The organism is Streptomyces fagopyri, from assembly GCF_009498275.1.
In the GTDB taxonomy this organism is placed as follows: Bacteria; Actinomycetota; Actinomycetes; order Streptomycetales; family Streptomycetaceae; genus Streptomyces; species Streptomyces fagopyri.
On sequence record NZ_CP045643.1, the window covers coordinates 479,187 to 499,632 of the forward strand.

14 protein-coding genes and 1 pseudogene are annotated in these 20,446 nt (G+C 69.6%); 8 read left to right on the top strand and 7 right to left on the bottom strand.

Translation table 11 applies throughout. The features are described from left to right. Positions 1 to 114: 114 nt before the first annotated feature. Positions 115 to 648, top strand: coding sequence for a GNAT family N-acetyltransferase (locus GFH48_RS02045; RefSeq protein WP_153286575.1), 534 nt, complete (start codon positions 115 to 117; stop codon positions 646 to 648). A gap of 425 nt (positions 649 to 1,073) precedes the next feature. On the opposite strand, the gene GFH48_RS02055 is transcribed toward GFH48_RS02045, so the two are convergent. After that, the gene (locus GFH48_RS02055) at positions 1,074 to 1,859 is read right to left on the bottom strand and encodes a GNAT family N-acetyltransferase (protein WP_153286577.1); all 786 of its coding nucleotides are present in this window, start codon (positions 1,857 to 1,859) and stop codon (positions 1,074 to 1,076) included. A 340-nt stretch (positions 1,860 to 2,199) separates the two neighbouring features. Here GFH48_RS02055 and GFH48_RS38925 point away from each other — a divergent pair. After that, positions 2,200 to 2,732, top strand: a pseudogene (locus tag GFH48_RS38925) (RNA polymerase sigma factor); the annotation flags it as partial. Continuing rightward, a complete protein-coding gene (locus GFH48_RS38930) occupies positions 2,690 to 3,736 on the top strand; it encodes a CU044_5270 family protein (RefSeq protein ID WP_228121259.1) in 1,047 nt (348 codons plus the stop codon). The pseudogene GFH48_RS38925 and the gene GFH48_RS38930, both read left to right, overlap by 43 nt. Here GFH48_RS38930 and GFH48_RS02065 read toward each other — a convergent pair. From GFH48_RS02065 to GFH48_RS02075, 3 genes are all read right to left on the bottom strand, one after another. Next, the gene (locus GFH48_RS02065) at positions 3,643 to 4,119 is read right to left on the bottom strand and encodes a hypothetical protein (RefSeq protein WP_194280466.1); all 477 of its coding nucleotides are present in this window, start codon (positions 4,117 to 4,119) and stop codon (positions 3,643 to 3,645) included. The two genes, GFH48_RS38930 and GFH48_RS02065, sit on opposite strands and share 94 nt — an antisense overlap. Positions 4,120 to 4,535: 416 nt before the next feature. Further along, positions 4,536 to 5,423 (bottom strand): NmrA family NAD(P)-binding protein, encoded by an 888-nt coding sequence (locus GFH48_RS02070; RefSeq protein WP_153286579.1) that lies wholly within the window; start codon positions 5,421 to 5,423, stop codon positions 4,536 to 4,538. Between the two features lie 758 nt (positions 5,424 to 6,181). Further along, positions 6,182 to 6,673, bottom strand: a complete 492-nt coding sequence (locus GFH48_RS02075; RefSeq protein ID WP_153286580.1) for a hypothetical protein — start codon at positions 6,671 to 6,673, stop codon at positions 6,182 to 6,184. 375 nt (positions 6,674 to 7,048) lie between these two features. On the opposite strand from GFH48_RS02075, the gene GFH48_RS02080 reads away from it, so the two are divergent. Then, complete coding sequence (locus GFH48_RS02080; RefSeq protein WP_153286581.1) at positions 7,049 to 10,261, top strand: family 78 glycoside hydrolase catalytic domain; 3,213 nt, start codon at positions 7,049 to 7,051, stop codon at positions 10,259 to 10,261. 339 nt (positions 10,262 to 10,600) lie between these two features. Here the strand turns inward: GFH48_RS02080 and GFH48_RS02085 are convergent, their stop codons facing one another. The 3 genes from GFH48_RS02085 to GFH48_RS02095 all read right to left on the bottom strand — a co-directional run bounded on the left by GFH48_RS02085 (position 10,601) and on the right by GFH48_RS02095 (position 14,480). Then, a complete protein-coding gene (locus GFH48_RS02085; RefSeq protein WP_153292678.1) occupies positions 10,601 to 11,395 on the bottom strand; it encodes a copper homeostasis protein CutC in 795 nt (264 codons plus the stop codon). An 80-nt stretch (positions 11,396 to 11,475) separates the two neighbouring features. Then, positions 11,476 to 12,999 (bottom strand): M81 family metallopeptidase, encoded by a 1,524-nt coding sequence (locus tag GFH48_RS02090; protein WP_153286582.1) that lies wholly within the window; start codon positions 12,997 to 12,999, stop codon positions 11,476 to 11,478. 224 nt (positions 13,000 to 13,223) lie between these two features. Then, positions 13,224 to 14,480: an ROK family transcriptional regulator gene (locus GFH48_RS02095; RefSeq protein ID WP_153286583.1), complete on the bottom strand. Its 1,257-nt coding sequence runs from the start codon at positions 14,478 to 14,480 to the stop codon at positions 13,224 to 13,226. Between the two features lie 321 nt (positions 14,481 to 14,801). On the opposite strand from GFH48_RS02095, the gene GFH48_RS02100 reads away from it, so the two are divergent. From GFH48_RS02100 to GFH48_RS02115, 4 genes are all read left to right on the top strand, one after another. Then, a complete protein-coding gene (locus tag GFH48_RS02100; protein ID WP_153286584.1) occupies positions 14,802 to 16,616 on the top strand; it encodes a peptide ABC transporter substrate-binding protein in 1,815 nt (604 codons plus the stop codon). 168 nt (positions 16,617 to 16,784) lie between these two features. After that, on the top strand, positions 16,785 to 17,744 hold the full coding sequence (locus GFH48_RS02105) for an ABC transporter permease (protein WP_153286585.1): 960 nt from the start codon (positions 16,785 to 16,787) through the stop codon (positions 17,742 to 17,744). Then, positions 17,741 to 18,640: an ABC transporter permease gene (locus tag GFH48_RS02110; protein WP_153286586.1), complete on the top strand. Its 900-nt coding sequence runs from the start codon at positions 17,741 to 17,743 to the stop codon at positions 18,638 to 18,640. Before GFH48_RS02105 ends, GFH48_RS02110 begins: the two co-directional genes overlap by 4 nt. After that, complete coding sequence (locus tag GFH48_RS02115; protein ID WP_153286587.1) at positions 18,637 to 20,424, top strand: dipeptide ABC transporter ATP-binding protein; 1,788 nt, start codon at positions 18,637 to 18,639, stop codon at positions 20,422 to 20,424. The genes GFH48_RS02110 and GFH48_RS02115 overlap by 4 nt, the downstream gene beginning before the upstream one ends. Positions 20,425 to 20,446: the final 22 nt, after the last annotated feature.

Consider the following 20,446-nt stretch of genomic DNA (forward strand, 5'->3'; position numbering starts at 1 on the left):
GCGAGACACGGAGGCCGACACCGTCCGCCGGGGACGGCCGTGGGGATCACTTGCGGGACAGCCCTCAGGTGGGCACATTCGGCTGCGCGTATGCCGACCACTACCCTGGACCGCATGCCCCATCATGATCATGTTCGACTGCGCCCTGTCTCCGAGAAGGACCTCGACCTGTTCGAGCGTCTCCACGAGGACCGTGCCGAGCTCGGAGACCTCGGCTTCTTCGGCTACCGCAACCCGGGGCAACTCCGCCGGCAGTGGGCCGAGCACGGTTTCCTCACCGCTCAAGGCGGACGTTTGACGATCGCCGGAGACGACGACCGATTCGTCGGTGAGGTGCAGTGGCATGAGGTACTTCAGGGCCCGGCGTCACCTTGCTGGAACATCGGCATTTCCTTGCTCACCGCCGAACGCGGCAAGGGCTACGGCAAGCGGGCCCAGCGCCAGCTCGTCGAATATTTGTTCGCCCACACCAAGGTCAACCGGATCGAGGCATGCACCGAGGTGTCGAACATCGCCGAGCAGCACGCCCTGGAGTGGGCAGGCTTCACTCGCGAAGGCGTCCTGCGCGGCGCCTGTTTCCGTGCCGGAACATGGCACGACATGGTCATCTACTCAGTGCTGCGCGCCGAGGTCGTCGCCAAGACCTGAGTCTGCCGAACGGTGGATACGGCCCCTCCGTCGCGCCGGAACGTTCGCGACGGGACGCAGCGGTGGGTCGTTCGACGTGCAGGCGGCCCGTGAACGTCGCGTACGAGCCGACCGCGCGGACACCCGGCGGTCGCCGAGGGCTTGATGCACCCCGCCGTGCGACGGTGGACGAGCCGGATCCCGCGCTGCCCGCACACGGTCACCAGCCCGTCGTCCCCGGCGCTCCACGAAGAGCTGACCCATCTCCTTTGCGTCGCCGCGGCCGCCGCGCTCAGGGCCGGGATCACGTCGAGGCTCGCTATGCCCCTGCGTGACGGTAGGGGCGTGGATTTCCAGGGGCGGCCCGTAGCCCGCGTTCAGCAGCTGCCTCCACCGGGTCCACCCCCATCTGCGCGGCGACCACGCCGGTCGGGGGCAGGCTGGCCTCAGGGGGACCAGATGTACGGGGTCGTCGTGGTGACGGCGTGCAGGCCGAGGCGGGTGAGGATCGGCGTGCTGTCGGCTGAGGCGTCGACGTAGAGGTAGGGGACCCCGCGGGCGGCGGCGAGTTGGGCCCGGTGGGCGACCATGGCCCGGTAGATGCCCTGTCCGCGCCATTCCTCGAGCGTCGAGCCGCCCCAGAGACCCCCGAAGTCGACGCCCTCGTGGAACACCAGCCAGGCGGCGCAGACGACTTCGGCGCGTGCCTCGGCGACGAGGACCACGGTGTTCTCCGGGGCGTTCTCGATCCGAGCGCCCAGGTCGTCGGCGAGCCAACTCGAGTCCTCGCCCCAGACAGTGCTCTCCAAAGCGGCGATGCGTTCGAGGTCCGATCTGGCGGTGACACGGCGGAGGGTCACGCCGTCGGGCAGGACGGGGTCGGTGGCAAGGTCCGCGGACTGTCCGATGAGCACGGTCTCGGTGTCCTCCGCGACGAAGCCGGCGGCCGTGAGCCGGTCGGTGAGATCCGCGGGAAGATCATGGGCGCGCGTCTTCCATTCGAACGCCTCGCCCCGGGCAGCGTAGAAGTCACGTTGCCGCGCTATGAGCGTGTCGAGTTCCGCCCCGCGCACACCGAGGTCGCGCGGGCCCGTGACGAAGCCACGGTGCCACCCGACGACACGGGTCAACGGACCGTCCGTCTCTACGCGGACGCTGCCGCCAGGCGGGGTGACACCACGGAGCTGGGCGTCATACGCGGTGCGGAGTTCGTTGATCAGAATGTCCTTCACTGGAACACCGTACGGACCGGGTCAAGTGATTAAGCCGGTCGAAAGCACGCTGACATGAAGGGTCGAGGTCTCTCACCCGGCCACCGGAGATCGGAATCAGGCGGCCTCTGCCGCTCCCCCGCCTCGATGGTCGGCCGCCCTTGGGTCGGACACCCCAGTGCCGAAGCACACCGATACCCCGGACAACGTGGACCCCTACGGTTTCAGGTCTCCGAACGCTGCTCGCCGGGATGCCCTGCGGCGGCGTGGGTGGGTGGCCGGACGGACGGGCGTGAACCGGATTCCCGTGAGACGGCAAGTACAGGTGAGAGGAGTTGTTCCCGCGACCAGACGGGCTCCTATGACTGACCTGCCCTGCAGACCTCCAACAGAGGTTCCCACCAACAGCGTTACCACCGAGGTCGACGAAGCGGCAGTGATCGCGGCGTCGTTGACGGAGCCGGAGCGGTTCGCTCTGCTCTTCGACCGCCACGCCCCACCATTCACCGTTATGTCGCGCGGCGGTTGGGCGCGGACGCGGCCGACGACGTGACGGCCGAGACCTTCCTGACGGCCTTTCGGATACGCGTCCGTTACGACGCCGGCCGCGCCTCCGTCCGTTCATGGCTGCATGGGATCGCGGCACGGCTCATCAGTCGACACCGCAGGGACGAGGTCAAGGCGCTGAGGATACTGGCTCGCGCCGGTCACGATCCGGTGGTGGCGTCCTGGACCGACTCCGCTGACGACCGTGTTGTCGCGCAAGGTTCCTCCAGGTCTCTGGCCAGAGCGCTGGCGGGACTCTCCCAGGGGGACCGGCATGCGTTGCTCTTCGCCTGGGCCGATCTCACCTGCGCCGAGATCGCCGATGCCCTGGAAATCCCCGTCGGCACGCGGCCGCCGCGGCCCTTGCGACATCCGGTGGCGTCGTTGCGCGACTGCCTGACGGGCACTCCGACGGCGGACGTGAGGTGCTGTCCGCGAAGGCTTCCGCTGCCGCACTGGAGCTGGCGGCGGCCACCGTGGCGAAGAATGACGGCACCGAACCGTCGGCGAAGCAGTGGGTGTACGAGAAGAGCACGTTCCTCGACGGGAGCAGGCCCCAGACATCCGAGCAGTGGACCCGCTGGGACGGCACGGGGGACGCCAGGCTGCCCGGGATTCCCGGAGGGGGTTCCACCAAGGGGTTCGATCCGAACAGGCTCCAGGTCTGGTACGGACCCGACCAGGAGGAGAAGTGGAAGGAGCGGGGCTACGACGATCGCTCTCAGCGTCAGTTCTACCGATTCCTCGCCACTCTGCCGAGCGACCCGGACCAGATGATGCGACGGATCCTCAAGGAACATGCCATCGGCGCCGTCAAGGGCGAGACGCGGGCGGAACATGACCGGCGGGAGCTCAACGTCCTCTTCCGATCCCTCCTTGTCCCGCCGAAAGTACAGGCAGGAATGTTCCGGGCACTGACCAAGATCCCCGGGACTCCTCGACCCGAAGACCTACGCCTACCTGGGGAAGATCGACCACGTCGGCGGGAGGGTGACAACAACCCCTGGGAGGCAAAGGGCTTCTTCATGGGCGCCTCCGCTCCGACGAGCGTGATCCCTACCCATCGCCGTCACCGTTCGATGCCCCTCCGCTCCCCCGCACATGCGAGGTTCGCAGGCTCAGCCACCTCTCCGAACCAGCAGGAAGCCGTCGACGTAGAGGCTGGCCGAGTAGTCGACGGGGATGCCGCAGAAACCGGAAGGACCATCAGATCCCCCCGTTCCCGCGGCACCCGGAACGCATCACTCACTCGGTTGGCTCAGCTGAAGACGAAGGGTCCAGGCGACTGGGCGGCGGTCGACGTGCAGGTGACGGTGATGCCGAAGATGACCATCTTCAGCGAGCCCTTGTAGAAGTCCAGGCTGTCACCGATGGCCACGGTGCCGGGGAGCGGACCGACGGTGACCGAGCCGCCCGCAGGGATGGCCGGGTTCACGGCGCCGCTGAAGACCCGGTTGGCGCCGGTGGAGTTGGTCATGGTGAGCGTGGAGTTGATGGAGTTCGCCGACAGGGCGAGCGGAGTGGTGATGGCGGTGGAACTGAGGGTGACGGTGGCCGAGGTACTGCTCACCTGCGTCGCGGTCAGTGTGGCCGCTCCGCCACCGAACAGGCCGCAGGTGGCGGTGATGGTGGCGGAACTCGGAGTGACGGCCGCGGACGCGGAGGGCGCGAAGGCCAACGCCGTGGCGGCGAGGACCCCCGCCGTGAGTGCCGCACCTGAAGCTAATCGTTTCATGGAGATCGGGCTCCCTTCCCGTTACTGGGAATGCCATGTGGGAATGGCGACCCCGGACCGGGTGGGTGCGGACACACCGCGGGATCGAATCTGACAGATCGTCAGATCTACAGTTCTATTGATGCGCAGGCGACGCGAACCGACAAGGTTGAAATTCGGCCTACTGCGCACGAGGGGGCGCGGGCCGACCGGACGGCCGGCCACGCCCACCGGGAGAGGAGATCGCGGGCAGAGGCCGAGGAGGGGGCGATATCCCGCTGCGTACCCGCCGGACGACCGTCGAGCGCCGCCGCGCGCTGTTGCCGTCGCCCCGGGCCGTACCCGCAGGAACAGCGCGGGCCGAGGTCATGGACGCGATTCGCCCGCCCGGTCGGCGACATGGCCTCAGCGGTCAGCGGCTCCCGAACAGGCGGCTGTCAGCCTGTGGTTACGGCATAGGGGAGTTCGAAGCGTGAGCGGTGCTCGTTGACGAACTCCTCGACCGTCTGGAGGGACTGTCCGGTGATGCGGGGGGCGGTGTCGGTGACGCCGGCCAAGCGGCCTTCCTGCTGGTCGATGGTGACCGCCTCGAAGTGCTTCAGCTTGGCGGTGTCACCGGGCTCGCCGATCAGCTCCAGGAACGTCGTCACGGTCACCTGCTCGAACGGGAGGTCGCGGCCCAGGACCCGGCCGACCTCGGCCGCGAGTTCCTCGTGGCTGTACTCGACCGGACCGGTGAGGGTGTAGACCCCGCCGGCGTGTTCTTCAGGTCGAGTGAAGATCTTGGCCGCGGTCAGTGCGATGTCACTGCCGGCGATCGGCGCGAAGCGGCTGTCGGCGTTGAAGGGCATGACGTAACGGCCGTAACGGATCAGCCCGGAGATGTAGAGCAGCCACTGCATGAAGAACCCGTTCCGCAGGTGCGTCGCGGGCACTCCGGACCAGTTGAAGACCTGCTCGGACAGCCAGTGGTTCTGCGTCGCCTTGCTGCGCGCGTCGTGACGCGACTGGATGTGCGACATGTTCACTACGAGGTCGAGGTCTTGTTCCCTGGCAGCCTGCGCGAACATCACGGCTGCCTCCACCAGACCCTCGCCGACCGGGTAGTTGAAGTACGCGCGCTGTACGCCCTTCAGAGCCGCGCGCACCTCACGGAAGTCCAGGAGGCTCCCGAAGGCGACCTCGGCACCCTTGTCCCGCAGTCGCTGCGCCCGCTCGTCGTCCGTACGGACCATCGCCCGTACGTGAAAACCCTCTTCGATCAAGCGATCGACCATGGGTCGGCCGGTCTCACCGTTCGCCGTCGTGACCAGGACCGTGGCCATATCCTCACCCCTTCGCTCCGCAGGTCCCGCCGGTGCGGCCGGTGCGGCCGGTGCGGCCGACCACGCGGATCAGCTCCGGAGGGGTCGTCGTGTGCGGCCTGGGCCATGGCCATCGCCGCGGCCTCACGTACCCAGCGCCGTCCGGCGCCGAGGCGCCCATGCGGTGAATCCCGGTTCGGGCACCCGCCGGCGTACCCGGGTGCACCGCCTCCGGACGTCCGAGTCAAGGCTCACCGGCTTCGCAGGGACCGCCTCCGGACCTCGCCACTTCTCATCGTAGGGGTTCCGGGCGAAGCGTGGCCTGTCGAGCCCGCGCATGGCACGCACTGCCGGACCGGCCGTGCGCATGGCGCACACTTCCCGACCGGCCGCCCCCGGGCGGACCGTCACGTCAACCGCGGCCTGCCGGGGTCGTACGAGAGCGGTGAGCGTGAGATCGAGGTCGGCGACGGCAGCACCGTCCCGACCGCGGCCCACCTCGCCGCCCGCACAGGGCTCGCCCCCGCGACCCGCAGTCCAGGCTCCCTCGATCCGCGGCCGACAGTCCTTCCCAGGCGAAACAAGCAGCTCAAACGGGCCGTCTCCTGTCCGCATCCGCCGCCCTGGGCGACCCGGCGTCCCGGGCCCACTCGGCGAGAGGACCGCGCGAGGCGAGCACCCCACCCAAGCACTGCTCCGCCTCGCCCGACGACCAGCCGACGTCCCCTTCACGATGCTCCGAGACGGCGTCTTCCACGCATCACGTCCAACGGCAGCAGTCAGCCGATCGGCGGTTCCGCCAGCAGCACCACCCGGTCGGACTCGACGTCGAACCCCAGCACCGGATGACTCCGGTCCCCGTCGCCCTCGGGCGTCATCACCACCCGTTTGCCCAGTCGGCGCCCGATCGCACAGAGAAATCCGCACAGCACGTCCAGCCGCTCCTGCCCCTGCAACTCCAGCAGGTCCACGTCAAAACCGATCTCCTCAGCCGACTCCAACCGGAAGATCGCCAGCACGTCCGGCGCCGGCCAGACCCGCAGATCCGCGCAGTCGGCGTCGGCAGGCCGTGACAGCACCTCCCAGGCGCGCGGCCATGGCATGACGACACCGCCCTCGGAGTACTCACTCCGCCAGCCACTCGCAACGACCAGATCGAGGACCGCCTGCCAATCCTCCACCCCAGCCCCCGTCACCCACACATCCGGAAGGCGCCCCTCCCACTCAAGGTCGAAGAAGCCCCTCACGTCATCCCACAGCAGCTCGGACACCAGGCAATGCTGACCTCACCCCGAGCACAAACGCACCCGGTTTTCCTTGACCGAGCCCACAGACACTCCCCCACCGGGCCACACCGCGTTCCACAGCCCCACCACCCCGATCGGTGCGATTCCGCCGCGGGGCCCGCTCGCCACGGTCGCCGGGTGCCGCGCGCAGGCCGTACGCAATATGCGGCTGGTGACTCAAGGCTCCTGACCAACAGGCCGGTTGACGACATCTTGTCCCCGTCGTGACGCCTGTGGTTGAGTGACATACAAGAGAATTGAAACGATTCAATCGCGACGAGACGGCGTTCGTTCCGCGCGCCGAACCGTCTGCCGTCGATGGAGGAAAGCGTGAGAAAGCGCAGGATGGCTGTCGGGTTGATGCTGTCTTTCGTAGTGGCCGCGTCAGGGTTGGGGGCGACGCCCGGGGCGGCGGCGGTGTCCGTTCCCGATCTCCGACAGAGCCTGGACGCGAACGGGGCATCGCTCGTGGTGAGCGGGCTCGAAGTCGAGCATCAGGTCCAGCCGTTGGGTGTCGACGTCCCCCGGCCGAGGCTGAACTGGCAGGTGGCCCCAGGGCGTGGCGCGGCCGGTCGCACCACGGTCGGGCAAGTGGCGTACGAGGTCGAGGTGTCGACGTCGCAGGGCGGCAAGGGAGAAGTGTGGGACAGCGGGCGTGTGCGCTCCTCCCGGTCCTTCGACGTGACGTACGGCGGTCCCGCTCTCACGTCACGTACGCGCTACTACTGGCACGTACGGGTCTGGGACGGTGCGGGGAAGGCGTCGCCATGGAGTGACGAAGCGCGATTCGAGACGGCCTTCGTCAACCCTGGTGATTTCCGAGGCACTTGGATCGGGGCGCACGCGAAGGCGCCCGCGCTGCGGCTGGATGACGCGAACTGGATCTGGTATCCCGAAGGCAACCCGTCCGACTCGGCTCCCGCCGGTTCGCGCTACCTGCGCCGGACCTTCGACCTGCCCGCCGAGGCGCGGATCAGCACGGCGGAGATGCAGCTCACCGCCGACGACCGCTTCACCCTGTTCGTCAACGGTACCGAGGTGACGAGTTCCGCGCGCGTCGCGGACTCCTGGAGGACCGCGAGCATCGTCGACATCGCCCCGTACCTGCGCACAGGCGCCAATGTGCTGGCGGTGGAGGCGACCAACACCAATCAGGGGCCGGCGGGCGCACTCGGAAGCCTGCACTTCGAGGGGGCGGGATCACCGGCCGACGTCGTCACCGACGACAGCTGGAAGGCCTCGGACTCCGCGGACGACGGGTGGGAGCAGCCCGGGTACGACGACGCGGCGTGGCCGCACGCCATCGAGGCCGCCCCCTACGGATCCGGTCCCTGGGGCCGGTCGGTGTCGGCTCCGCCCGCGCCCGAGACACTGCTGCGGGACGAGTTCACCGCGGGCAAACCCGTCGCCTCGGCACGAGCCCATATCGCGGGCCTCGGCTACAACAAGCTCTACCTGAACGGCCGGCGCATCGGCGACCGGGAACTCGAACCCGGATTCACGGTGTACGACAAGACCGTCCTGTACTCGACGTACGACGTCACGGACGCGCTGCGTACCGGCGGCAACGCCATCGGGGTCAGCCTGGGCCGCGGTTTCTACGCGATGACCAACCCGGACGAGTGGAAGGCGTCTTCGTGGTGGGGCGAGCCCAAACTCAAGCTGGAGCTCGACATCACCTACACCGACGGCAGTCACCAGCAAGTGCTCAGCGACAGCGGGTGGAAGGTGTCCGACGGGCCGACGACCACGCAGTCGCTCTGGTTCGGAGAGACCTACGACGCCCGCGCGGAGCAGCCCGGCTGGGACCGCCCCGGCTTCGGGGACGCCACCTGGCGCCCCGCGCTGAGCGTCGACGGGCCCAAGGGCACGCTCCGCTCGGAGAGCTTCCCGCCCATCAAGGTCACCGATCACCTGAAGGCCGAGCGGACCACCACCCCGGCTGAGGGCACCCACGTCTACGACTACGCGAGTCCCACAGCCGGTTGGGCGCGCATCGGCGTCCAGGGTCCCGCCGGGGCGACGGTCACCGTCACCTACGGCGAGAAGCTGCGGGCCGACGGCACGGTCGACAACACCGGTGCCTACGGGATGGCGTTGCAGACCTACTCGTACACCCTCAGGGGTGACGGGGTGGAGCACTATCAGCCGAGCTACAGCTACGCCGGTTTCCGCTACGCCCAGGTCGTCGTCCCCCAAGGCGTCACCCTCAAGTCGGTAGACGGGATGAGGGTCCACACGGCGGTGGCGTCCACCGGTGGCTTCACCAGTTCGAGCGACCTGCTGAACCGCTACCAGGACGCCCAGGCCGACACGATCCTCAACAACCTGCACTCGATCCCGACCGACACACCCATGTACGAGAAGCGCCCCTACACGGCCGACGGCTTCCTTTACGCGGACTCGGCGATCGCGAACTTCGACATGCGCAACTTCTACGAGAACTGGATGCGCTCGCACCGCGACGACCAGAACGAGGACGGCTCGATCGGCCCCACCGTGCCCACCACCGAGTCGGGCAAGCAGGTCAAGGACCCCATCTGGTCGGCGAGTTACATCCTCGGCACCTGGGACCTGTACTGGTACTACGGCGACACCGAGGCGGTGGCCGACAACTACGACGGCATGAAGGCCTGGCTGGCGTACTACGAGCACGACATCAGCGGCACCGGCGGCATCTACACCGGCTTCAGCTACGGCGACTGGCTCTCCCCGGAAGGCGCCAACGCCCCTGAGGGCACCCGGCTCTCAGGAACCGCGTACATCTACCTCACCGCGACACGGCTCGCGACCATGGCCGAGGCGTTGGGCCACGATGCCGACGCGCGGCACTTCGACGCCTTCGCGGCCAAGGTCAAGGACACCTTCAACGCCACCTTCTACAGCCCGGACAAGGAGGCCTACTACGACAACGAAGCCGCCGGATACCGGCAGACGTCGAACCTGCTCCCGCTGAGCTTCGGTCTGGTGCCGAAGGAGCACCGCCGAGCCGTGGTCGACAACCTCGTCGCGGACATCCACACCCGCGGCGACCACCTGGACACCGGCGCTCTCGGGACCAAGGTGCTCCTGCCGGTCCTCACCGAGGCCGGCCACGCCGATCTGGCGTACACGGTGGCCACCAACCCGACCTATCCCGGCTGGGGATACTGGTTCGAGGGACTGGGTGCCACGACCATGTGGGAGGAGTGGAACGCCAACTCGCGCTCGCACGACCACGCTTTCACGGGAACGGTGGACGACTGGCTGTACCAGGGTGTCGCCGGCATCGAAGCCACCGCACCCGGCTACACGAAGATGACGATCCGACCCCACGTCGTCGGTGACCTGACGCACGCATCCGCCCATGTCCAGTCACCACTCGGCCGGATCACCTCGTCGTGGACACGGACGCGGGGACACTTCACGCTCCGGGTCGACGTACCGGTGGGGGCGACCGCGGAGGTCCTCGTCCCGGTCAGCGGCCGACAGGCGGTGCACGCGCCCGCGACCGCGACGGCCGGCGAACACAAGGCCGGGTACGCCCACTTCACCGTGGGCGCGGGGAGCCACCTGTTCCGCGTGACGGGATAGCCCTCCCGAACCGTCGCTCCCCCACGGCGTGTTGAGAGACGCGTCGGCCGGAACACAGTTCACGGTCGGCGCGTCAGGGGCGGCCTTGCCGAACCCGCCCCTGACGCGGGTGGACCGAGCCGCGGCGGCACAGGGACGACCGACCGGCTGACCCGGCCGGTCAGTCGGCAGAGGATTGTCGGAAGCCGCGGCGACATGCTCTGCGGCGACAGCCTGGGGCCGGCCACCGGATGCCGGCGAGCGGCCTGCCACGCGGGTCCGCTTCCGCGCCGGGTGTCCGCGGTCCGACGTGGACCGCGAACAGCCGGCGCGGCGAGAGCTCTCAGGGGCGCAGGGCGGTCAGTACGCCGTCCGCGTCTCCAGCATTCTCCTGGCCTCGGCGACCACTGCCGGGTCGGTGACGAAGTGGGTGTCCTGCTCGGCGGACGCGCTGGAGGCACCGAGGGGTATCCACGCGGCCCCGCGCCGGGGTTCGGCGCGACGCTTCGCCGAGAGGTGGACGGCGGCCACCCCGGCGGCGGTCAGGGCCGGGATGTCGCCGGGACTCACCCCGCCGCCCGCCATCACCTGTACACCGGGCGCGGCTTCGACCATGGCGGCGAGGCGGGTCAGCCCCTGCCCGGCGGCCGGGGCGCCGCCGGAGGTGAGCACCCGGGTGAGCCCCAGGGCGGGCAACAGCGCGGCGGTGGCGACCGGGTCCGCGGACAGGTCGATCGCGCGGTGCAGTGTCACCTCGACAGGGCGGCCCGCGTCGTGAGCCGCCGCGGCGAGGCGGGTGACGGCAGCGGTGTCGAGGCTGCCGTCGGCGGTGAGCGCGCCGACGACCACGCCGGAGGCTCCGGAGGCGATCACGGAGCGCACCTCGGCGACCATCAGGGCGGTCTCCTCGGCGTCGTGGACGAAGTCGCCCGGTCGGCAGCGGACCAGCACCTGAACCGGCAGGCCCACGGCGGCGACCGCCTCGACCAGGGCGGCAGACGGGGTCAGACCGCCCAGTTCCAGACCGGTGCAGAGTTCGACGCGGTCGGCTCCGTGGTCGAGGGCGACACGGGCGCCGGCCGGTGAGGTGACGGCGATCTCCAGTGCGGGCCGTGGTACCTGTCCGTCCGTGCCGGGCTGCCCGCGTCCGGGAATCTCGGCGTAGGGCACCGGTGCGGGGGCCTGACCCGCACCGGCGGTGCGCGACGGATCGAGAGGCCTGGTGGTGCGCTCGCTCACTCGTCGCCCCCGGTGAGCGGCTGGTCGGAGGCCGGGATGACGCGGGCCGTCAGGTCCGGGGCGGCCATGTCACGGTCGAAGGGGAACATCGGGCGGCGGATGCGGCGGTGACCGAGGCGCACCAGGTCCTGGTCGACACCGCCGGGGGTGAGGGCCATCTTCCAGCCGACCGACATGTCGAACAGTTCGGGCTCCAGGTAGCCGATCTTGACGATCACGATGTCGGCGGAGCGCGGTTCGAGGTCGAGGTCGGTGAAGTCGTGCTCGTGGTGATAGGGCTTGCGCAGCCTGGTGAGGATCGCGTACACGCTGCCGACGCGGATGACGACCTCGGTCTCGGCGTCGCGGTCGCCGTGCCGGATCGCGTGGACCACGCCGGTGAGGGTGACGGGGCCGGCGTGCCGGTCGTCGACCTCCGCGCCGGCGGTGACGGTGACGGTGGCGCCGATCCCGGCGGCGACGGCGGTCTCGATCGCGGCGGGGGCGGGTACCGAGGCGTAGATGACGGTCGGGCCGTCCTCCTTCTGGAACTCGGGACGTTCCAACAGCCGGGTCAGACCCCAGGTGACGTCGCCGGCGCCGCCCGCGGTGGGGTTGTCGCCGGTGTCGCTGATGAAGTACGGCCGCAGGTCGGTGGCGAGGGCCTCGTCGAGGAGTTCGTCGTAGGTGCCGGTCGGGGCGACGAAGTCGAAGTCGTGGCGGGCGTCCCAGAAGCCCCGGGCGAGGCGTTCGGCCCCGGCCGAGACCGCCGCCGTGTCGTCGCCGGTGACGACCACGACGGCGCGGTTGCGGGGTTCGTCCGCCCAGGCGTAGCCGACCCAGATGGCGGCGTCGGTCACGCCGTCGGCGGCCTCGACCTCGTCGACGGCCGCGTACACGCTCTTCGCGGGTTCGATCCGGGTGGAGGTCTGCTCGCCGGCCAGCAGCACGGGGACGGGCACCCACGCCTTGACCGGGCGCGGGCCGCCGGACACCAGCAGCTCGACCAGGTTGCGTACGGCGCGCTCCTTGGTCTCCATGTGGTCCTCGTGCGGGGCCATGCGGTAGCAGGTGATCAGGTCGCTGCGGTGGGCCAGTTCGCGGGAGACGTTGCCGTGCAGGTCCATCGAGGTGGAGACGATCACGTCCGGGCCGACGGTGGCGCGGACGCGCTCCAGCAGTACGGCCTCGGCGTCGTCGATCCCTTCGACGGTCATGGCGCCGTGGATGTCGTACCAGAGACCGTCGAGCCGGGGCAGCGCGGCGAGGCGTTCGATCAGTTCGTCGGTGAGCGCGGTCCAGGCGGCGGCGGTGACGGTGCCGCCGGGCAGCGACTTGCCGACCAGGGCGCCGTGCCATTCGGCGGCCTCGCGCAGTTCCTCGCCCGGGGCGAGGAAGGGGTACCGCTCCAACACCTCGGCACCGCGCGAGGGATGGAAGGCGGGCGCCTCGGTGCGGGCGGGAGAGAAGGTCGAGGACTCGATGCCGAGGCCGGCGACGGCGATGACCGGGCGGGCATGGGCGGTGCGGGTGTGCGACATGGCTCCTCGTGCGGGGTAGTGCGGAGTGGGCGGTGCGGAAGGCTTGGTGCGCGAGCCTCGGGGTGCTGTCCGGGATCCGGGCCACGGGCGGGTCCCGGGCCCCGGACTTTCTTCGCTTCCTTCAGGACTTCGTTTCCGGCAGGAAGCCGGGTGTCGGCGGTTCCGGCCCCGTCGGACGCTGCCCGGGGCGGGAGTTGGGCCGAGGCGGGACGTTTTGGGCGGCGTCAGCCACTTCTTGGGGGCGCGGCGGTGGGGAACCGGTCCGTGCCGGTGCCTCCGGCCTCACCCAGAGCACGGGCCAGGGCGCGCTGCAGGGCGAACAGCCCGACTCCGGCCAGTCCCGCGTCGGCGCCGAGGGCCGCCCGCTCGATGGTGAGGTGTTCGGTCACCAGCGGATGGCAGCTCTCGTAGAGCTGGCTGCGCACCGCGGCGATGAACGGTTCGAGGGTGGAGAGGATGCCGCCGAGATAGACGGCGTCCGGGTTGAAGAAGTTGACGTTGGCGGCGAGCACCTGGCCGAGGTGGTCGCCGGCCCTGCGGACGGCGCGGGTGGCTTCCGGGTCGGCGTCGGTGGCGAGCTGGACCACGTCCTCGGTGCTGGTGACGTCGAGGCCCCGTTCGCGCAGGATGCGGACGAGCGCGGCGCCGGAGGCCACGGTCTCCAGGCAGCCGGTGTTGCCGCAGGAGCAGGGGATGTCGGCTCCGCCGTCGATACGGATGTGGGTGATGTCGCCGGCGGCTCCGGTGGCGCCCCGGTAGAGGCCGCCGTCGATGATGACGCCGGCGCCGATCGCCGAGCCGATCTTCACCGTGATCGTCCGTCGGTGCTCGGCGGGCCTGACGCTCTGCTCGCCGACCGCCATGCAGTTGGCGTCGTTGTCGACGACGGCCGGGACCCCGAAGCGCTCCTCCAGCCAGGCGGCGACCGGGAACCGGTTCCAGCCGGGCATCCGGGAGGGCAGGACGACGGCGCCGGCGGTCACGTCCACCGGCCCGGGCAGGGAGAGTCCGACGCCCCGGAGCCGGTCGCGTCCCCGCCGGTCGGCGAGGGACTCCAAGTGCTCGGCGAGTCTCGGCAGGGCGGCCTCGGGACCGTCGGCGATCTCGAAGGGGACGTTGGCGACGTCGCGGACGCCGTTGCCCGGGAGCACCACACCGATCCGGGCGTGCCGGCCGCCGACGTCGGCCGCGACGGCGTACTCGTCGGTACTGCCCGCCCTGAGCACCCTGCGGGGGCGGCCCCCGGTCGAGGACTGGGTGCCCTCCTCGGCGATGAGCCCGCGCTCGACCAGCTCGGCCACGGTGAGGGAGATGGTCGAGGGGGCCGTGCCGAGGAGTTGCGCGAGTTCGGCGCGGGACGACGCCTGCCCCGATGCGACGAGTTCGAGGACCCGCGTGGCGAGCGTCGCGCTCTTCGGCACGGCGCCCTTCGGGGACACGCCCTTGGTGCTCTTGCGGTCCCGTGCACTTATTTCAGTCATGTACGAAGTAACTTCCGCAGTGATGGGTGTGCCGGAGACAGTACGCCCGTTCTGCCGGTCGTGGAACGGCTTCCGTGAAGAAAGCGGAGAGTGTCGACGCCAAGAGGATTCCACTCAAAACGGCACATAGACCCCACTCGGCGTACTCGAAGTGGACGGATCAGACTTTCGCCAGATTCGCAGTAACTTATTTGTTACTAATTCTTGTTTGTTTGTTCGGCGGGTCCGTCGTTGACTGTCGCCATACACAGCGCCGATCCCGCGGCGCCGGTTCTGGGTCCTCCCATGACGTTTGCGGGTCCTTTCACTCTGAGGAGAGTCATGTTCCTTGCTCACACGGCCGCCGGCCGCCGCTGGGCCCTCGTCGCGGGTGCCGCCGTCATCACCGGCGCGCTGGTCACCGGCTGTTCCGGCGGCGGTACCTCGTCCTCCGGTTCGGCGTCCTCGGACACGATCAACTACGCCCTTCCCGCGAACTTCACGCCGAACTGGATCCTCCCGATCGGCACCGCCGCGCACCTGAACACCAACAACTCCTCGATATCCCAGGCCGCCTGGGAGCCGCTGATCGCGTACGACGGATCCACCGGCAAGGTCGGCTGGAACAAGGACAACTCCCTCGCCAGCGAGGCGAAGTTCGCCCCGGACAGCAAGAGCGTGACGATCACCCTCGACCAGCGTCACTGGAGCGACGGCAAGCCGATCACCTCGCGCGACGTGGAGTTCTGGTTCAACCTGGTCAAGGCCGACAAGGCGGACTGGGCCAGCTACAGCCCGGGCAAGGCGCCGGACAACTGGGCCTCCTTCAAGACGATCGACGACACGCACTTCACGATCACCTTCGACAAGGCCTACAACCAGGAGTGGATGCTCGCCAACGAGCTGAGCATGATCCGCCCCATCCCGCAGCACGTCTGGGACAAGACGAGCGACTCGGGCGCCGTCTCCGACCTGGACCACACCGCCGCCGGCGCCAAGCAGGTCTGGACGTACCTCAACAACGCCGCCAAGAAGATCTCCGGCTACGCGACCGACCCGCTGTGGAAGACGGTCAGCGGCCCGTACACCATCAAGTCGTTCTCCACCGCGGGCAGGGTCGAACTGACCGCCAACGCGAAGTACGACGGCGGCGGCAAGGCCAACATCAAGAACGTCAACCTGCTGCCGTTCACCACCACCGACGCCGAGGAGAACGCACTCCGCGCCGGCACCGTCGACTACGGTTACATCAACGCCACGGACCTGGGCCAGGAGTCGTCCTTCAAGGCCAAGGGCTACTCGGTGAAGCCGTGGAGCGGCTGGGCGATCACCTACATGCCGTACAACTTCAACAACCCCGCCATGGGACCGGTGTTCAAGCAGCTGTACGCCCGCCAGGCGATCCAGATGTCGGTGGACCAGACGACCCTCTCCAAGGTGGTCTTCAACGACAGTGCCGTCTCCACCTACGGTCCGATCCCGCAGGGCCAGGAGTCGTCCTTCGTCTCCTCCGAGCAGAAGAACAACCCGTACCCCTTCGACGCCGTCAAGGCGAAGAAGCTGCTCACCGACCACGGATGGGCCGAGCAGGGCGGCACCATGGTGTGCAACGACCCCGGCACCGGCGGCAACCAGTGTGGCGCGGGCGTCGACAAGGGCACCAAGTTCGAGATGCAGGTGCTGTCCCAGTCCGGCTCGACCGTGACCGACAACATGATGAGCGCGCTGCAGTCGTCGTTCGCGAAGACCGGCATCAAGTTCGGCATCAAGACCGCCCCGGTCAACTCCGTCCTGTCGCAGGCCGGCCAGTGCACCGCCGGCAAGTCGAGCTGCTCGTGGCAGCTCTCCTTCTTCGGCACCGCGGGCAGCTGGTACTTCCCCGCCTACCCGAGCGGTGACTCGCTCTTCGCCACCGGCGGCGGCTCCAACTTCGGCAGCTACTCCAACGCCGACGTCGACAAGCTGATCACCGAGACCACCACGTCCTCCTCGAACGAGGCGGTGCAGAAGTACAGCGCCGCACTCGCCAAGGACCTCCCCGTGATCTGGCTGCCGGAGCCCGACTACCAGATCTCCGTGGTCAAGAACGGCCTCGGCGGCTTCGCCCAGGACTCGCTCGCCAACTTCCACCCCGCCATGTGGAAGTGGACCAAGTAAGCCCGGTCGGTGCCCGCGCGGGCCTCCGACACCCGGCCGCCCGGCCGGCCGTCGGAGGCCCGCGCCCACCCCTCGCGCATCCGCGCCACACCGACGCCCACGTCGCGGTGACGCCCCTGTCCAGGTGACGCCCGAGCGCGCCACAGAGACGAAGCGACCGGAAAACACATGAGCACTTCCTCGTACCTGATCAGACGCGTCCTCCAGGCCGTCGTGGTGATCGTCATCGTGACGATCGTCGTCTTCGGCCTGCTGCACGCCCTTCCCGGAGGCCCGGCGCGCGGGATCCTCGGGCCCCAGGCCACCGCACAGCAGATCGCCCGCTTCAACCACGAACAGGGTCTGGACAAGTCCCTGCCCGTGCAGTACTTCCACTACCTCGGCCAGTTGCTGCGCGGGGACCTCGGGACCTCGTACACCCTCAACGAACCGGTCTCCCAGCTCATCGGCGAACGGCTGCCGAAGACGCTGGTCCTCACCCTGCTGTCGGCACTCGTGGGCCTCGTCCTCGCGATACCGCTGGGCATGTGGCAGGCCGTGCGCCGCAACAAGGCGACGGACTACATCATCACCACCCTGAGCTTCATCGCCTACTCCACACCCGTGTACTTCCTCGGACTCATCCTCGTGCTGGTCTTCAGCCAGCAGCTGGCGTGGTTCCCCTCGCAGGCTCCGCAGGGCGACACCCTGGGCCAGGTGTTCTCCGACCCGCAGGCCCTGGTGCTGCCGGTCGTCGCGGGCGCGGCCTCCATGATCGCGGTGTTCAGCCGGTACATGCGGGCCGCCACCCTGGAGAACCTCTCCGAGGACTACGTCCGCACGGCCAGGGCCGGCGGCTCCCGTTCCCGCGCCATCCTGGGACGGCACGTGTTCCGCAACTCGCTGACGCCCGTGGTGGCCATGCTCGGCTACTACATCCCGGTGCTCTTCGGCGGTGCCCTGGTCGTCGAGCAGCTCTTCAACTACCCCGGAATGGGGCTGCTGTTCTGGACGGCGGCACAGTCCTCCGACTACCCGGTCCTGCTGGGCTGCGTGCTGGTGATCGCCGTCGCCACCGTCACCGGCACCCTGCTCGCCGACATCGTCCAGCGGATCATCGACCCCCGAGTGAAGGCAGGCCGGGCATGAGCGCCGTCATCCAGCCGGACACGGCCCCGGCGAAGGACGCCGCTTCGCGCGAGGCCACCAGCACACGGCTCGCCGTCCGCCGCTTCCTGCGCAACAGGCTGGCCGTCGTCGGACTCGCCGTCGTGGTCCTCTTCTTCCTGTTCTGCTTCGCCGGTCCGCTGGTGTACTCCACCGACCAGACCCACACCCTGCTCCAGCAGGTCAACCTCGCCCCCAGCGGCGCCCACTGGCTCGGCACCGACGCCGTCGGCCACGACGAGCTGGGCCGGCTGATGTACGGCGGCAAGGTCTCGCTGATCGTCGGCCTCGCCGCGGGCGTCCTCGCCACCTGCATCGGCACCCTGTGGGGCGCCGCCGCCGGATACGCGGGAGGCTGGATCGACGCCGTGATGATGCGGATCGTCGACGCCGGCATCGCGATCCCCGCGCTGTTCATCCTGCTGGTGGTCTCCGCCATCACCACACCGGGCCTCAGCGGACTCGTCCTCATCCTGGGCCTGGTGTCCTGGCTGGTGCCGTCCCGGCTGGTCCGCGCCGAGACACTGACCCTGAAGAACCGGGACTACGTCCTGACCCTGCGCGCCATCGGCGGCACGCACGCCCGGGCGATCCTGCGGCACATCCTGCCGAACTCGGTGTCGACCATCGTCGTCGCCGCGACCTTCCAGATCGCCGACGCCATCCTGCTGGTCGCGTACGTCTCGTACCTGGGCATGGGAGTCCGGCCGCCGCAGACCGACTGGGGCGGCATGCTCTCCGCCGGTCTCACCGCCGCCTACTCCGGCTACTGGTGGCTCATCCTGCCGCCCGGCCTGGCCATCATCCTGGTGGTGTGGGCGTTCAACGCGATCGGGGACGGACTCCGCGACGCATTCGATGTGAGGGGACGCGGATGACCGCCACCACCAAGGGCTCCCCCGCCCGCACCGCGGAGCCAGGCCCGATCCTCGAACTCGACGACCTCGGCGTCGTCTTCACCACCGAGACCGGCGAGATACCCGCGGTGGAGGGCGTGTCCCTCCAGGTCCGGCCGGGCGAGACACTGGCCCTCGTCGGCGAGTCGGGCTCCGGCAAGTCGACGATCGCGCTCGCCGCGATGGGTCTGCTCACCGGGAACGCCCGCACCACGGGCAGTGCCGTCATCGACGGCACCCAGATCGTCGGCGCCTCGGAGAACGGACTCGCGGCGCTGCGCGGCAGGACCGCCTCCATGGTGTTCCAGGAGCCGGCCACCGCGCTCGACCCGCTCACCCGCATCGGGAAGCAGATCGCCGAGGTGATCCGCAACCACCGCGAGGTGTCCTCCAAGGACGCCGCCGCCGAGGCCGTCGACCTGCTGCGCCGGGTCGGCATCCCCGAACCGGAGAGGCGTGCCCGCGCCTACCCGTTCCAGCTCTCCGGCGGACAGCGGCAGCGGGTCGTCATCGCCATGGCCATCGCCAACGAGCCCAGGCTGCTCATCGCCGACGAACCGACCACCGCCCTCGACGTGACCGTGCAGGCCGAGATCCTCGACCTGCTGCGCCGGCTCGCCGCCGAGACCGGCACCGGCGTGCTGCTCGTCACCCACAACATGGGCGTCGTCGCCGACTTCGCGGACCGCGTCGCGGTCATGTACCACGGGCGGATCGTGGAGACCGGGCCGGTCGAGGACGTCCTGCTGCGCCCCACCCACGACTACACCCGGCGTCTGCTGGCCGCCGTGCCCCGGCTGTCCGTCGCCGAGACCGCGGACACGACGGACGCGACGGGCCTGCCCGCCACGACCGTGCCGGCCCCCACGGGCGGTCCCGCGGCCGGGCCGTCGGACCCGTCCGCCGGGTCCGACGGCCCCGAGGACCAGCCCGTGGTCGAACTGCGGGACATCAGCGTGGTGTTCGGCCGCGGCAAGGCCGCCGTGCACGCCCTCGACGGAGTGTCGTTCCGGGTCGGACCTGCGGAGACCCTGGGCCTCGTCGGCGAATCCGGCTCCGGCAAGTCGACCGCCGCCCGCGTCGCACTCGGCCTGATCCCGCCCACGTCCGGCACCGTCTCCCTGTTCGGCTCCGACCTCGGCCGCACCCGCGCCCGGGCCCGCCGCGCGCTGCGGGCCGGCATCGGTGTCGTCCTCCAGGACCCGGTGGCCTCCCTCGACGCCCGGATGACCATCGGCGAATGCATCGCCGAACCGCTCCGGATCCACCGTCGCGACCTGTCCGCCAAGGACCGGCAGGCCAAGATCTCCGCCGTCCTCGACCGGGTCCGGCTGCCACGTGAAGTCGCCCGGCGCACGCCCCGCGAACTCTCCGGGGGACAGCGCCAGCGGGTCAGCCTGGCCCGCGCCCTGGTGCTCGAACCCCGGCTGCTGGTCGCGGACGAACCCACCAGCGCGCTCGACGTGAGCGTGCAGGAGGCGGTCCTGGAAGTGATCACCGAACTCCAGGGCGACCTGGGCTTCGCCTGTCTGTTCGTCTCCCACGACCTCGCCGTCGTGCAGCACTTCGCCCAGCGCGTCGTCGTGATGCGCGCCGGCCGGATCGAGGAGCAGGGCTCCACCGGGACGACCCTGCTGCATCCGGAGACCGACTACACCCGTCGTCTGCTGGCCGCCGTGCCGGTGCCCGACCCGGTGGTGCAGCGGGGCCGCAGGGCCGAGCGTCTGGCCACCCTCGCGGCCGGCCGTACGGAGGCCCAGACGTGACCGGCCCCCTTCTCTCCCCCCA